This is a genomic window from Peteryoungia wuzhouensis, from assembly GCF_003205195.1.
GTDB lineage: Bacteria > Pseudomonadota > Alphaproteobacteria > Rhizobiales > Rhizobiaceae > Allorhizobium > Allorhizobium wuzhouense.
This window is the reverse complement of sequence record NZ_QJRY01000001.1, coordinates 574,475-588,873: the sequence shown is the minus strand read 5'-3', so window position 1 is coordinate 588,873 and position 14,399 is coordinate 574,475. Positions and strand designations below refer to the sequence as shown.

The following is a 14,399-nucleotide window of genomic DNA, read 5'->3' as shown; positions in this document are numbered from 1 at the left end:
TTGGCCAGTTCTGATGCCGCAGTCTGACGATAAAAACTGCGGAGCGATTATGCCCTGTGACGATTGCGCCTTTGCTCCGATGCGACCGCGCTGCTAGTTTGACGAAGGGCAAGGGAGACAGGTGAACGTGGCAAAGGGTGATTTCGCATTTCCGATGGCGCCGGAGCGGGCATTGGCGCTCGGTGAGATCCACGCGCGTCCCTATGCCCTGGTGAAATCCAGCCGTGTCATCTTCCAGCTGGCCTTCATGATGGATGGCGGTTCTGCGGTTCATCACGCGGCCATTGCCGAAATGTCGCGGGCTCGCGGCGCGCCGCTGCCGGACAAGCAGGCCCGTTACCAGGCGCTGCCATGGGGGCAGGGTACGCTGCGCTGGGAGCGCCACACAGAATTTTCGACCTGGTTCTGGGACGGTCCGCTGCCGGATACTTTTGGCGGCGAAGTGCCGATCCATCCCTTCGGCGATGGCTTTATTGCGCCCGGACCCCTGATCTCGGGCATTCGTCTTGAGCTGCGCCCGGACGGCCCGGAAAGTGCGGAGGCCCGCAACGCCTTCGATCCGGCGAGCCTCTGCTACAGCGAGTTGAAGAATGGTCAGGCAGCCGTGCTCACCGACTTCCGCCAGGACGGCAATGGCCTCACCCAGATCCTTGTCATCGATCGTGGCATGACCGAGGCCGGCCGGGGTGCCGTCGTCCAGCGCCTGCTCGATATCGAGACCTATCGCACCATGGCCATGCTCGGCCTGCCGCTCGCCCAGACGCTGTCGCCGGAGATCCGCCGTATCGAGGATGGCCTGACAGCGGTCACTCAGCGCATGAAAGCCCATGCCCGGGAAGAGGCCGATGCCATGCTGGCCGAGATCACACGCCTTGCCGCCGAACTCGAAGCCAATGCGGCACTGAGCCTCTACCGTTTCGGCGCCAGTCGCGCCTATGACGGCATCGTGCGCGAACGCGTGAAGACGCTCGACGAGACGCCGGTTCCGGGCCATGAAACGCTGGGCTCCTTCCTGGAACGCCGTCTGGCACCCGCCATGCGCACGTGCCAGTCCATCGAGGAACGTCAGGCCAACCTGTCGCGCAAGCTGTCGCGGGCGACCGGCCTCGTCCGCTCCTGGATCGATGTCGAGATGGAGCGCCAGAATTCAGACCTGCTCGCCGCCATGAACAGCCGCGCCGAAATGCAGCTTCGCCTGCAGCAGACCGTCGAAGGCCTCTCGGTTGCCGCCATTTCCTACTATGTTGTGGGTCTCGTCGGTTACGCCGCCAAGGCGATTCCGCACGATCTTCTGCCGGTCGATCCCGCGATCATCACGGGTCTGTCGGTGCCACTCGCCGTTCTCGGCGTCTGGTGGGTGGTGCGGCGGATCCGCCGCAGCCACGTGCGGGAAGGTTGATCAGCCCTTGCTGACCCGCCGTGCCGGTCGATATAAGATCGCTGACAGCGGCAGGTAACAGGCAGAATGGCAAAGCAGACCAAGGCGAAACTCGATAAGAAGGGCCTGTCCGGGCTCGGGCTCGAGAAACTGGTCGACATCCTGCTGGAAGAGGCCGCTGCCAACAAGGCGCTGAAGGCGAGGTTGCAGACGGCGCTCGCCGGTGAGACAGGCCCGGACGAGATGGCCCGCCTGATCGACAGGCGCCTTGACCAGATCGACCAGGCGACGACCCGCATCAACCGGGCACGTGCGCGTGATCTGGCCGGCGAATTTGCCGCCCTGGCCCGCAACATCCTTTCCGAACTGGGCGCCGTGGATCCCCAGGCCGCAGCCGAACGCATCCTGCGTTTCCTGGGCCTGCGTTTCCCGCTCTCTGCCCGGATGGCAACCGACAATGCCCGTCTCTGGAAAGTCTTCGAGGATACGGAACTCGCGGCCATCGAGCTCATCAAGACCGTCGGCGCCGAGGAGCAGGCCCTGTTGGTGCCGCATCTGGAACGGCTGCGGCTGCGCGATCGCTACGGCGAACACACCGGTTTCCTGCGCGCCCTGACCGGCATCATCTCGTCACCGGCGGCGAGTGCCTGGCGCAAGGCCTTGGCCGAACTCTTGCCCTCCGAACCTCTCAAGCTCGGCGCCCTCGATCTCCTGCAATCGCTCGCTCTGCATCAGGGCGACATTGACGACTTCCTGGCGCTGGAGCGACAGAAGCCAGACAATCGCCGCGATACGCTGGCCGTCGCCGATTTGCTGCATCAGGCCGGTCGCTTCGAGGATGCGCTGGAATGGGTGCGGGAGCGCCCGCGCGGCGTGCGCCTCATCCCGGTCAACGGCGTGCTCGCCTCCGTCGGCCCCGATTACGGCGCCCATGAACGCCGTCTGCTGGAAGCCGAGATCCTGGAAAGGCTGAAGCGCCGTGAGGATGCCCAGGAACTGCGCTGGCGGGAATTCGGCGAAACTCTCGATCCAGCCGTCCTCAAGCTCTACCTGTCGAAACTCGACGACTTCGCCGAATTCGACGAACTCGACCGGGCCCTGGCGCTCGCGAAAGAGCACGCGGATATCTATCTCGCGCTCGACTTCTTCCTCGCCTGGCCGCGCCTCGATCTCGCCGCCGCCCATGTGCTGCGCCACAGCCACGATTGGGAAGGTCGCCACTACGACGACCTCGCCCCTGCCGCCGAAGCGCTGTTCGCGAAAGAGCCGTTGGCGGCCGTCGTGCTCTACCGTGTGCTGGTCGAGGATATCCTGCGGCGTGGCATCGGCATGGCCTATCCTCACGCTGGCCGCTATGTCGGCGAACTGGCCCGCCTCATGCCGAACCTGCCCGAAGGCCACGGCCTTTCGACTCATGCCGCCTTCCTCGCGGAGCTGCGGCGCAATCACTCGAAGAAATACGGCTTCTGGAGTTCGGTACCGGGTGGGCTCTCAGGCGGTTGAGTGTGTGGGATTGTTAAGCGCGCTATCTGACTTTTTCGCCGCTGCCACGTAAGCGTGGACGAGCCGCAAGAGCCTGACGTGGGAGATGTCGAGGGTCCAGGTATGCACAGCGATGCCCCGGATCCCGAGTAGCCTTTCATAGGGGCGCATCAATCGACCATAAAGGGTTAGTGGGAGGCTGTCTTCTGCATCGCCATGAAGCTTTAAAATGATTGTAGAGGCAGACTTGCCGCGCAAGCGCCAATCCGAGACGTCCTCGATGAGGTTCCAAGGTACAAGCTTCGCCGTCAAACGCAGGTCGTGGAAGCCCTCTGGGGAGAGGATCACCACGTCTCCGCTCAACACAAGAATTCTATGTATGGTCGCGCCGAGGGCGACGGCAAAGAAAGCCAAGCAAGCAAGAACGACCAGAAATCTGGCATCGTTAGTGACATAGAATTCCCATGTCAGCCATATGCTCCCGCCTATGAACGAGAGATAGAGAGCAAGGTGAAACAGCAGTTTTGCTGACGACTGCCGAAAGCCCCTCACGGTTGAGGTGCCTATCGCGTCATATATGTTCAGAGAAACCTCAGAAGTTGCGGAGTTTATTTCGTGGGCCATACCTAACGTTCCCAATAGGGCACCGGCCCGTAAAGCTCCGCCAGATAGTCGATGAACAGCCGCACCTTGGCCGGCAAAAACTGACGGCTCGGATAGACGGCGGACAGTGCCACATTGCGCGAGCTTTCATACTGCGGCAGCACCTGCACGAGCTTGCCGCTCTTCAGCTCCGCGCCGATATCCCAGGTCGAGCGCAGGGCAATGCCGAGACCGGCGATCACGGCCTCGCGGATCACTTCGCTGGAATTGGTGATCAGCATGCCCTCGGGGCGTAGAACGACAGGTCCGTTCGGCCCCTCCAGGCGCCAGGATTCATGGTTATGCGCCGGCAGGCAGCGGTGCTTCCTGAGGTCATCGAGCGTTTCCGGCGTCCCGTGGTCGGCGAGATAGGACGGAGCCGCACACAGGACGCGACGCACCGGTGCAAGCTTGCGCGCCACGAGCGAGGAATCGTTGAGTTCGGCAATGCGGATCGCCAGGTCGAAGCCGCCGCCCACGATGTCGGTGAATTCGTCCGAGAGCACCAGATGGATCGCGAGATCCGGGTGCTTGTCCATGAAGGGTTTGAGATGCGGCGCCACATGCATGCGCCCGAAGGAGGTCGAGGCCGATATCTTCAGCGTGCCGTTGACCTCCGACGAGCGGCCAGAGGCGAAGGCTTCCGCCTCTTCCAGCCCCCCGAGCACGGTCAGCACTCGCTCGTGAAATCCCTGGCCCGCCTCGGTCAGCGAGATCTGTCGCGTCGTACGCTGCAAAAGCCGCGTGCCGAGCTTGTCCTCCAGCCGCTTGATGCGCTTGGAGACGACCGCAGGCGAAAGCCCCAGATCGCGGGCCGCCGTCGACATGCTGCCGGCCGCGATCACCCGCACAAAGACTTCGAGATCACCGAGATTGGCCATGGGGCGCGCCACTTTTTCCAAAATAGACATAAGTGCATAGCATTTGCCCTGCAAAAGTCCTAGTGGTAAGAAAATTGGACCAGTTGAGTGACGAGTCCCAAACGGCTAGGATCACCGCAAACGGGGAGGACACAGTCATGAGCGAGGCCATCGCCTTTTTGCCACCAAGGCCCGGGGTCCTGTCGCGTCGTGCCGAGATCCTGGCCGACCTGAAGGAGCTGGTGCCGCCAGGCCGCCTCGTTGCCGAAGAGACCGCACTCGTTCCCTTTGAGACCGACGGCTTCATCGCCTATCGCCGCCGCCCGCTCGCCGTCGTTCTGCCGGAAACCACCGCGCAGGTCGCGGCCGTGATGAAATACTGCCACCGCTACGGCATTCCCGTCGTCCCGCGCGGCGCCGGCACCTCGCTGTCGGGTGGCGCCATCCCGCAGGAAGATGCCGTCGTGCTCGGCCTCTCCGCCATGACCCGCATCATCGAGGTCGATTACGCCAATCGCTGCGCGACCGTCCAGGCCGGCGTCACCAACCTTTCCATTTCGGAGGCCGTCGGCGCCGACGGCTATTTCTACGCCCCCGACCCGAGCTCGCAGCTCGCCTGCACCATCGGCGGCAACATCGCCATGAATTCCGGCGGCGCCCACTGTCTGAAATACGGGGTCACCACCAACAATCTGCTCGGCGTGAAAATGGTCCTCGTCGACGGTACCATCATCGATCTCGGCGGCAAGCATCTGGACGCAGACGGGCTGGACCTGCTTGGCCTCGTTTGCGGCTCCGAGGGCCAGCTCGGCATCGTCACGGAAGCCACCGTCCGCCTGCTCGCCAAGCCGGAGGGCGCCCGCCCCGTGCTTTTTGGTTTCGACAGTGCCGAGGCTGCCGGCTCCTGTGTGGCTGATGTCATCGGCGCCGGCATCATTCCGGTTGCCATCGAGTTCATGGACAAGCCGGCGATCGAGATCTGCGAGGCCTTTGCCAAGGCCGGTTATCCGCTGGACGTGGAGGCGCTGCTCATCGTCGAAGTCGAGGGCTCCGAGGCCGAGATGGACGCCATGCTCGCTGCCATCGTCGAGATCGCCAAACGTCATGGTGTCAAGACCGTGCGCGAAAGCCAGTCGGCCACGGAAGCCGCTCTCATCTGGAAAGGCCGCAAATCCGCCTTCGGCGCCACCGGCCGTATCGCCGACTACATCTGCATGGATGGCACCGTGCCGCTCAGCCAGCTGGCCTACGTCCTGCGCAAGACCTCCGAGATCATCGACCGCTACGGGTTGCGCGTCGCCAATGTCTTCCACGCCGGCGACGGCAATATGCATCCTTTGATCCTCTACAACATCAACGACCCGGAAGACGCAGCGAAAGCCGAAGCCGCCGGCATGGAGATCCTCAAGCTCTGCGTGGATGCGGGCGGCTGCCTCACCGGCGAACATGGGGTCGGCATCGAGAAGCGCGACCTGATGTTGCACCAGTTCACCCAGGTCGATCTCGACCAGCAGATGGCCGTGCGCTCGGCCTTCGATGCGGACTGGATCCTCAACCCCTCCAAGGTCTTTCCGCTGGGGGGGAGGGCATGATGGCAATGTCATTTTTCTCCTTGGGTTACCCCCCTCTGTCCTGCCGGACATCTCCCCCACAAGGGGGGAGAGTGGGAACCCGCCAGCGCCCTGCGCTCGGCAAGCATTCGCCCGCTGAAGCCTCTCGCCGTTTCGCGCCCTCTCGTGAGCCTGTGTCGGATCGTATCCGAACGACCGAGCGGCAGCCCGATCCACTCTCCCCCCTCGTGGGGGAGATGCCCGGCAGGGCAGAGGGGGGCGAGCTTGCGCCAATGCATCCGCAAGCCGCCGTAAACGCGAAAGCCACCCCATGCTGACCCCCGCAACTGAAACCGAAGCCGCCGCGCTCATCCGGGAGCACGCTGCCAGCAAAACCCCGCTCCACATCCGTGGTGGTGGAAGCCGTGCGGGTTTCGGCAACGCCGTTGCCGCAGACGCGATCCTGTCCTCGAAGGCACTCACAGGCATCACCGAATACAATCCCGCCGAAATGGTCATGACGGCCCGCGCCGGGACGCCGGTCGCCGAGATTGAGGCGGCTCTTGCGGCAAACGGCCAAGGCATGGCCTTCGAACCCATGGATCATCGCGGTGCCATGGGCACGTCCGGCACGCCCACCATCGGCGGTCTCTTTGCCGTCAACAGTTCGGGCCCGCGCCGGTTCACGGCGGGCGCTGCCCGCGACCATCTGCTCGGCCTCCGTTTCGTCAACGGGGCAGGCGATGTCGTGAAGGCCGGCGGCAAGGTGATGAAGAATGTCACCGGGCTCGACCTCGTCAAGCTGCTCGCCGGCTCGCATGGCACGCTCGGCTTCCTCACAGAGGTCACCTTCAAGGTCCTTCCCGTACCGAAGACGGCTGCCACCATCGTTGTCTCAGGGCTGGAAGACGAGCAGGCGATGAAGGCCCTCGCCGCCGCCCTCTCGCTCTCCGTCGAGGTCTCCGGTGCCGCCCACCTGCCGGAAAGCGTGCGGGCTCGCTTCATCGGCGGCAAGCTCCCGGACGGTTCAGCAACCGTCATGCGCATCGAGGGCCTTGAAGCCTCTGTTGCGGTGCGCGCCGAAAAGCTGATGGCGGCGATGGACGGTATCGGTCCGGTCAGCCGCCTTGATGCGGACGACACGCAAGCGCTCTGGGCCGAAATCCGCGATGTCATGCCCTATGCCGATGGCACGACACGCCCGCTCTGGCGTGTCTCCATGGCACCGTCCGAAGCCTGGAAGCTGGTCGCCGGCCTCAGGCTCCGCGCCGGCATCGATGCCTATTACGATTGGCAGGGCGGGCTCGTCTGGATGCGCATGGAAGCGGACCCAGAGGCCGAAGTGCTTCGCCATGGCATCCGCACACTCGGCGGCGGCCATGCGACCCTTGTCAGGGCAGCACCGCAGATCCGCGCCGAAGTCGCAGCCTTCGAGCCTCAGGTGCCGGCCGTCGCGTTGCTTTCCGCCCGTATCAGGGCAAAACTCGATCCGCACGGGATCTTCAATCCTGGTCTGATGACGTGAAGGAGTTTTGTCATGACTGATCCGAATTATCAGCCACCGGCGACATCGGGTGGCGAAGGCTGGTTTTCGCCCGGCCGCGTGAATGCCCAGCTGGTCTATGTCCTCTATCTCGTCAGCTTCGTCGTCGGCCTCACCGGCATCGTCGGGCTGATCATGGCCTATGTGAACCGCGGCAAGGGCCCGGCCTGGGTCGACACACACTACACCTATGCCATCAGGACCTTCTGGATCGGCCTTCTCTACGCACTGATCGCCTCGATCCTGATGCTGCTGGCAATCGGTTTCGTCCTGGTCTTTGCGGTCGCCATCTGGATCGTTGTTCGCTGCGTCATCGGCCTGCAGAAAGCCTCGGCCGGCGAACCGATCGCCCGTCCCACCAGCTGGTGGATTTGAACTGACATGATCGGAGCGGCGGTTCGCGTCGCTCCCCCGGGAGGACATGCGTGCAGACCAATTTCACCGCCGATCAGCTCGCCGATCCCCATGTCGCGGAGGCCGAAAGCATCCTGCGCAAATGTGTGCATTGCGGCTTCTGCACGGCCACCTGTCCGACCTATGTGACGCTCGGCAACGAGCTCGACAGCCCGCGCGGTCGCATCTATCTGATCAAGGACATGCTGGAGAACGGCCGTCCGGCCGACGAGCAGGTGGTTACCCATATCGACCGCTGTCTCTCCTGCCTGGCCTGCACCACGACCTGTCCCTCGGGTGTCGACTACATGCATCTGGTCGACCATGCGCGCATCCACATCGAAAAGACCTATCGCCGCCCGTTGATGAACCGGCTGACCCGCAACATGCTGGCCATGGTGCTGCCTTATCCTGGCCGTTTCCGGCTGGCCCTCAAACTCGCGGCTCTGGGGCGTCCTTTCGCCGGCCTCTTCGACAAGGTGAAGCCGTTAAAGCCGGTGGCGGCCATGCTGCGCCTCGCGCCTTCGACGGTCGCGCCACGGTCCGACTTCGCCAGGCCCGCAACCCATGCCGCAGCCGCAACCCGACGTGGCCGTGTCGCCATCCTCACTGGTTGCGCCCAGCCGGTGCTCGACCCCGGCATCAACGAGGCCGCGATCTCACTGCTGACCCGACTCGGCATCGAAGTCGTGGTTCCCCAGGGGGAGGGCTGCTGCGGTGCGCTCGTCCATCACATGGGCCGCGAAGAACAGGCGCTGGACAGCGCCCGCCGCAATGTCGATGTCTGGACCCGCGCCATCGAAGATGGCGGCCTCGACGCCATCATCGTCACGACCTCGGGCTGCGGCACGACGATCAAGGACTACGGTCATATGCTGCGCCTGGACCCGGCCTATGCGGAAAAGGCGGCACGCGTCTCGGCGCTCGCCAAGGATGTCACCGAATATCTCTCGACGCTTGACCTGCCAATTGCGGAGACGAAGGGCCTCGCCGTCGCCTATCACTCGGCCTGCTCTTTGCAGCATGGCCAGAAGGTCACCATGGCGCCGAAGCTGCTGCTGAAATCGGCGGGCTTCACGGTCAAAGATCCGCCGGAGGGCCATCTCTGCTGCGGTTCGGCCGGAACCTACAACATCATGCAGCCGGAGATTTCGGCACGGCTGAAGGCCCGCAAGGTCAAGAATATCGAGAAGATCAAGCCGGACGTCATTGCCGCCGGCAATATCGGCTGCATGACCCAGATCGGCTCGGCCACCGGTATTCCGGTGGTGCACACGGTGGAACTGCTCAATTGGGCCTATGGTGGCCCGTGCCCCAAGGCGCTGAAAAGCCGCGTGGCGGGCCGAGAGCACCGGTGACTGAGTGAATTGTTAAGCGAAAACTGTTATATCTGTCCCAGGATGGTTCGTCCGGGGAGGCTGCCATGGGAAACAAACGTCTGCCGATCGCCTTGCTTGTGCTCTGTTCGTGGGCGCTGCCCGGCATGGCTGCCGAACGCATCTATTGCGCCGCCTCCGATGCGGTCGTCAGCGCCTCGCTGGAAACGGGCTTCAGCAAGAAGGATGAGCAGCAACTCATCCATTTCCGCGGCATCGCCGGCGTCAGGGACAATGTCGTGCCGCCGGAATTCCGCCGTTTCGAATTGAATTCCGACATGCTGCGCCAGCATTGGACGGATGGACATGATCTCCGCTTCAGCATGCAGGCCTTCTCGCCGCCGAAATCGCCGGTCTACCGCGTCACGATGTCGATCGTGACCAGTCGCGAGACGGACAAGGATCCGCGCTACGAAGGCACCTATCATCTGGCGGTGCAACACCTCGTCCCCGGAAGCCGGGTCGAGGGCGACATTCTCCTCGACCACGAAGCCCCGATCTTCTGCGCGATCAAGGGCTGAGCCGCGTCGGTGCTCAGAACTTGTAGCTCACACCCAGGTTGACCGCATTGGTCAGGATCTTCGTCTTCAGCGTCGCACCGGAATCGATGTCGACATCGACCCAGGAATAGTTGCCCTTGTATTCCAGGAAGGCTGACCAGTTTTTGGTGAACTCGTAGGCCACGCCTGCCTGCGCCTGCAGGGTCGCACCGCCGAGCTGGTATTCGAAGGTCCTGCCCGACCCGCGCGTGACTTCCACATGCGGAATGTTCACACCCGCACCCGCGCCGACATAAGGCACGAACTTGGTGCCCTCGATCGGCATGCGATAAAGCGCGTTCAGCGTCAGAAGGTTGAGCCCGTCGGAAAATTCGAAATGTGACCAGCCGGACGCGGCAAGCGTGGCGTCGTCGGCATAGACCTTGGCATGGCTGAAATCGACGGCCAGACCCAGATTGGGCTTGCCCATCCCGTCCATCCACCAGGTGCCGCGGACACCGTAATAGGGTGGGGTGTCGAAGGAGCGCCCTTCCCAGCCGGTGCGGATATCCGGACCATCCGACACATGCACGTCGCTGTGCGGCGCAGTCTGGAAGCCGCTATAGACCGAAATCGCCATCTCGGCATGGGCGGTGGATGTGAGGGCGGTCAGAAGGGCGCCGGCGAAGGCCAGCGAGGAAATGCGCGATGTCATCAAGAAGTCCCCGGCAATGATGGCTGGCGAGGTTGATCGGCCACGCCCTGGACCGAAGCCTGCCTCGCCGAGGCGACAGGAAGATGACAGCAAAACGACCGCGCCTGTGGCGCGGTCGCAACATTTCTCGGATCCTGGGCTTGATCTCAGCCGCCGAAGATCGTGCGCAGGATGTCGATGCCCTTGTCGTCGAAGGAAACATCGCCCTGCTTGTTGCCGGGGCCGACCACGATCACCTTGGCGCCGATATCGGCACGCTCGTAGAGATGCTCGACATCCTTGTTCATCATGCGGATGCAGCCGGACGACATGTTGAGGCCGATCGTCCAGGGCTGGTTGGTGCCGTGGATACGGAAGATCGTGTCGCGGCCACCCTTGTAGAGATACATCGCGCGCGCGCCGAGCGGATTGTCCGGGCCGCCTTCCTGCACGACGGGCAGCATATGGCCCTTGGCGGCTTCGCGGCGGCGCATTTCCGCCGGCGGGCGCCATTCCGGCCATTCCGACTTGCGGCCGATCTTCACAACGCCCGACCAGCCGAAGCCGTCGCGACCCACGCCGACGCCATAACGGGTCGCGCGGTTGTTGCCTTCGACGAAGTAGAGGAACTTGTTGTTGGTATCGATGATGATCGTGCCGGGCTTCTCGTCGGTCGTCAGCCGGACGACCTTGCGCTTGAACTTCTCGGCGACCTGCTTCGGCTGGGCCACCAAAGTGACATCCGTGCTCGTCTGGACACGGTTGAGGCTGATCGCGTTTGCAGGCACGGGAAGAAGGAAAGTCGCCGCGATCAAGGTCGCGGCAACGCGGGTCGTGATGGAATCAGGCATGGTTTGTCCCCTGGAAATACTGGGGTTGGAGCCTATCCGCTTCCTTTTCTAATGCAAGAGCCTAGAGCGCCATTGTGACGAATGGTGTGGCTTAGATCACAATAACCTTGGTTCCCACCGGGACCCGTTCATAAAGATCGGTCACATCCTCGTTGCGCATGCGGATGCAGCCGGAGGAGACGCCGTTGCCGATCGACCAGGGCGCATTGGTGCCGTGGATGCGGTAAAGCGTCGATCCGAGATACATCGCGCGCGCGCCGAGCGGGTTGTCCGGACCACCTTCCATGCTGGCTGGCAGATAGTGCCCCTTTGCCGCTTCGCGGGCGATCATTTCCTGCGGCGGGTTCCACGACGGCCATTCACGCTTGGCGGTGACCTTGTGCGTGCCGGCCCATTCGAAGCCCGGCTTGCCGACGCCAACGCCGTAACGTTTGGCCATTCCGTCGGCCATGACAAGATACAGGAAGCGCTGGCGCGTATCGATGACGATCGTGCCGGGCTTCTCCTTGGTCTGGTACTCCACCATCTGTGGCAGGAACTGCGGCTCGATCTGCGTGCGCACCGGCTTGTTGGGCCGCATGGCGACCTGCTGCGCTGCCGGCTGCTGCCCGAAGAGAACGCGGCGCTGCTGCTGCACCAGCGGACGCTGACGGGCCGGCTGTGGCTGCATGGCCTGCTGGCGATAGACGGGCACCATCTGGCGGCCGGCATTGGCGACCGGCCGTGTCGCATAACCCCGTGTCTGCGTCGGAACACCGCCGAGCTGCAGCACCCAGGCGGCCGAGAGGTCCGGGCTCACCATGACCGGTGGCCGGCTCTGGTAACGGTCATTGGCCGTGGCGGAAAAGGCAAGGGGCAGGCTGGCGATCACGGCCAGCAGGACTGATTTTTTCAACATCGGACAACTCGCAACATGGGGCCGAAGGCGGCGGCGGGCGAAAAGCCGGCCGGGTTCACCAGGATCGTGCCAGAGCGTGCGCCGCCAATTGGTAAAGACCCGTTCATGAAAATGCGATGGATGCCGTAAACCTTCTGTCAGGGTTAGCATCTGGTTTGGAAAAATCGTGAACAAATGGTAAACGCCTGTCCGCATCGGGAGAGAATCGTATGGACATGATCGCGGAAGGCCTGATCCGGGGAGAAGACGGCCTGGATCGCTGCTTCTGGCACGGTGGGCTGGAAGACTATCGCCTCTATCACGACGAGGAATGGGGAAAGCCCGTCACCGACGATGTCAGGCTGTTCGAGAAGATCTGCCTCGAAGGTTTCCAGTCCGGCCTTTCCTGGCTGACCATCCTCAGGAAACGCGAAAACTTCCGCGCGGCCTTCGCCGGCTTCGACTTCCATCAGGTCGCCCGCTTCGGCGACGAGGAGATCGCCCGGTGTCTGGCTGACGCCGGCATCATCCGCCATCGCGGCAAGATCGTCTCGACCATCAACAACGCCCGCCGCGCGATCGACCTGCAGGCGGAGTTCGGATCGCTCTCTCGTTACTTCTGGAGTTACGAACCCGAAACCGCCGAACGCCCGGCCCGCATGGACTACGCTACGCTCAAGGCCAACCCGACCTCGCCCACCTCGGTGCGCCTGTCGAAAGATCTGAAGAAGCGCGGCTGGACCTTCGTTGGCCCGACCACGGTCTATGCCTTCATGCAGGCCATGGGGTTGGTCAACGACCACATCGAGGGATGCTGCTGCCGTGCCCGCAATGAAGAGCTGAGGGCACGGCTCGTGCGTCCCTGAGCCTCAGTCGATGCTGACAGCGAGAATGCGGCTGATCTCCGTGAGTGACCGGCCAGATTGCTCCCGCCACGTGTTGAACGCCGCCTGCACCGCAGCCTTGTCTTTCGCCGAGGTCGGCGCCTTGGTCACGATGCCCTCGGCGATCAGCCGGTTCACCACGCTGTGCGACAGGATGAAGCTGTCGATGCCGGAAAATCGCAGGAAATATTGCCCGGTATTGCCGCCGAGCCGCGATCCTCTCTTCTGCAGGAGATCGAGCAAACCGACGTAATTCTCCGTCGGCCAGCCGGCGAAGAAGGCGCCGGCACTGCCATGCTCGCGGGCGATGTCCGACAGGAAAACCGCATTTTCCTGCACGGCCCGGATCTTCGGTCCATGCCGAACGATCCTGACATCGGAGACCAGTCGCCCGAAATCCTCGTCGTGCAGCATGGCGCAACGCCCGATATCGAAGCCCTCGAAGGCCGCCTCGAAACCGGGCCACATCGCCTCGACGACCTTCCAGTTGAACCCGGACTGAAAGATGCATTTGGTCATCAGCGCCAGGAACCGGTCGTCCGGCATGTCAGCGATTTCGGCCTGTGACTTCGGATGAAGGAGGCTTTCCAGAACGCCCGCTTCGCCCTTGCGGGCCACGGCGAGTTGGTAGATCTCGTCGAAATTGCGCATGGGGTCTTCAGCCCTTCAGATTGGCGACGAGGTCGGGCACATGTCCGAGATCGGGGATCTCGCAAAACCGAGGCGCCTCGGTCGGCTTGTCGACATGCTCCAGCACCCAGGTCAGTTCATGTGGCACGAACACGCCCCAGGCCCCGGCGGCGATCGCCGGCACGATGTCGGACTTCAGCGAATTGCCGATCATCATCGACCGCTCCGGCCCCTCGCCATGTTTGCCGAAAATCCGCCGATAGGTGGTGGCGGTCTTGTCCGAGACGATCTCGACCGCATCGAAATAGTCACCGAGCCCGGATTGTGCGAGCTTCCGCTCCTGATCGAAGAGATCGCCCTTGGTGATCATCACCAGGAAATATTTGCCCGCCAGCGCCTCCAGGGCATCGCGGGCATGCGGCAGACATTCGACGGGGTGTCCGAGCAGATCGCGACCGATCGCCAGGATCTCTGAAATCACGGAAGACGGCGCACGCCCTTCGGTGATCTCCAAGGCAGTCTCGATCATTGACAGGGTAAAACCTTTGATGCCGAAACCGTAATGGGCGAGGTTGCGCTTTTCCGCCTCGAGCAGGCGCTCCGACACGTGATCGCCTTCGGCATATGCGGAGAGCAGGCTGCGGAAATGGCTTTCGGTCAGCTTGTAATACTGCTCGTTCTGCCAGAGCGTGTCGTCGGCATCAAAGCCGATGACGGAGACAGGGCGGTTGGACATGACGCCTCCTTTTCGGTCAGGACG

The 14,399-nt window shown here is 63.1% G+C and carries 15 protein-coding genes; 8 read left to right on the top strand and 7 right to left on the bottom strand.

Going from position 1 to position 14,399, the window contains the following annotated elements; genetic code table 11:
* The first annotated feature begins 127 nt into the window (after positions 1-127).
* The gene (locus DMY87_RS03090) at positions 128-1,399 is read left to right on the top strand and encodes a DUF3422 family protein (protein WP_110789801.1); all 1,272 of its coding nucleotides are present in this window, start codon (positions 128-130) and stop codon (positions 1,397-1,399) included.
* 66 nt (positions 1,400-1,465) lie between these two features.
* Positions 1,466-2,881, top strand: a complete 1,416-nt coding sequence (locus DMY87_RS03085; RefSeq protein ID WP_110789800.1) for a DUF6880 family protein — start codon at positions 1,466-1,468, stop codon at positions 2,879-2,881.
* On the opposite strand, the gene DMY87_RS03080 is transcribed toward DMY87_RS03085, so the two are convergent.
* Both DMY87_RS03080 and DMY87_RS03075 read right to left on the bottom strand, forming a co-directional pair.
* Complete coding sequence (locus tag DMY87_RS03080; RefSeq protein ID WP_110789799.1) at positions 2,870-3,484, bottom strand: hypothetical protein; 615 nt, start codon at positions 3,482-3,484, stop codon at positions 2,870-2,872. The two genes, DMY87_RS03085 and DMY87_RS03080, sit on opposite strands and share 12 nt — an antisense overlap.
* A 2-nt stretch (positions 3,485-3,486) precedes the next feature.
* Positions 3,487-4,383 carry a LysR family transcriptional regulator gene (locus DMY87_RS03075; RefSeq protein WP_110789798.1) on the bottom strand — a complete coding sequence of 299 codons (897 nt, stop codon included), beginning with the start codon at positions 4,381-4,383 and terminating at the stop codon, positions 3,487-3,489.
* 137 nt (positions 4,384-4,520) lie between these two features.
* Here DMY87_RS03075 and DMY87_RS03070 point away from each other — a divergent pair, with 137 nt between their 5' ends.
* The 5 genes from DMY87_RS03070 to DMY87_RS03045 all read left to right on the top strand — a co-directional run bounded on the left by DMY87_RS03070 (position 4,521) and on the right by DMY87_RS03045 (position 9,745).
* Positions 4,521-5,954 carry an FAD-linked oxidase C-terminal domain-containing protein gene (locus DMY87_RS03070; protein WP_110789797.1) on the top strand — a complete coding sequence of 478 codons (1,434 nt, stop codon included), beginning with the start codon at positions 4,521-4,523 and terminating at the stop codon, positions 5,952-5,954.
* Between the two features lie 289 nt (positions 5,955-6,243).
* Entirely contained in the window at positions 6,244-7,437 is a 1,194-nt protein-coding gene (locus tag DMY87_RS03060) for an FAD-binding protein (protein WP_110789795.1), read from the top strand.
* Positions 7,438-7,449: 12 nt separating this feature from the next.
* A complete protein-coding gene (locus DMY87_RS03055; RefSeq protein ID WP_110789794.1) occupies positions 7,450-7,830 on the top strand; it encodes a DUF4870 family protein in 381 nt (126 codons plus the stop codon).
* Positions 7,831-7,880: 50 nt separating this feature from the next.
* A complete protein-coding gene (gene glcF, locus DMY87_RS03050; RefSeq protein ID WP_110789793.1) occupies positions 7,881-9,206 on the top strand; it encodes a glycolate oxidase subunit GlcF in 1,326 nt (441 codons plus the stop codon).
* 65 nt (positions 9,207-9,271) lie between these two features.
* Positions 9,272-9,745, top strand: a complete 474-nt coding sequence (locus tag DMY87_RS03045; RefSeq protein WP_110789792.1) for a hypothetical protein — start codon at positions 9,272-9,274, stop codon at positions 9,743-9,745.
* A 13-nt stretch (positions 9,746-9,758) separates the two neighbouring features.
* Here the strand turns inward: DMY87_RS03045 and DMY87_RS03040 are convergent, their stop codons facing one another.
* The 3 genes from DMY87_RS03040 to DMY87_RS03030 form a co-directional block, all read right to left on the bottom strand.
* Entirely contained in the window at positions 9,759-10,418 is a 660-nt protein-coding gene (locus tag DMY87_RS03040) for an outer membrane protein (RefSeq protein ID WP_110789791.1), read from the bottom strand.
* A 146-nt stretch (positions 10,419-10,564) separates the two neighbouring features.
* A complete protein-coding gene (locus DMY87_RS03035) occupies positions 10,565-11,248 on the bottom strand; it encodes a L,D-transpeptidase (RefSeq protein ID WP_110789790.1) in 684 nt (227 codons plus the stop codon).
* A gap of 91 nt (positions 11,249-11,339) precedes the next feature.
* The gene (locus DMY87_RS03030; RefSeq protein WP_110789789.1) at positions 11,340-12,146 is read right to left on the bottom strand and encodes a L,D-transpeptidase; all 807 of its coding nucleotides are present in this window, start codon (positions 12,144-12,146) and stop codon (positions 11,340-11,342) included.
* Positions 12,147-12,361: 215 nt separating this feature from the next.
* Between DMY87_RS03030 and DMY87_RS03025 the strand changes: the two genes are divergently transcribed.
* Complete coding sequence (locus DMY87_RS03025; protein WP_110790353.1) at positions 12,362-12,991, top strand: DNA-3-methyladenine glycosylase I; 630 nt, start codon at positions 12,362-12,364, stop codon at positions 12,989-12,991.
* Positions 12,992-12,994: 3 nt separating this feature from the next.
* Here the strand turns inward: DMY87_RS03025 and DMY87_RS03020 are convergent, their stop codons facing one another.
* Both DMY87_RS03020 and DMY87_RS03015 read right to left on the bottom strand, forming a co-directional pair.
* Positions 12,995-13,660, bottom strand: coding sequence for a DNA-3-methyladenine glycosylase I (locus DMY87_RS03020; RefSeq protein ID WP_110789788.1), 666 nt, complete (start codon positions 13,658-13,660; stop codon positions 12,995-12,997).
* Between the two features lie 7 nt (positions 13,661-13,667).
* On the bottom strand, positions 13,668-14,375 hold the full coding sequence (locus tag DMY87_RS03015; protein ID WP_110789787.1) for an HAD family hydrolase: 708 nt from the start codon (positions 14,373-14,375) through the stop codon (positions 13,668-13,670).
* Between the last annotated feature and the right edge of the window lie 24 nt (positions 14,376-14,399).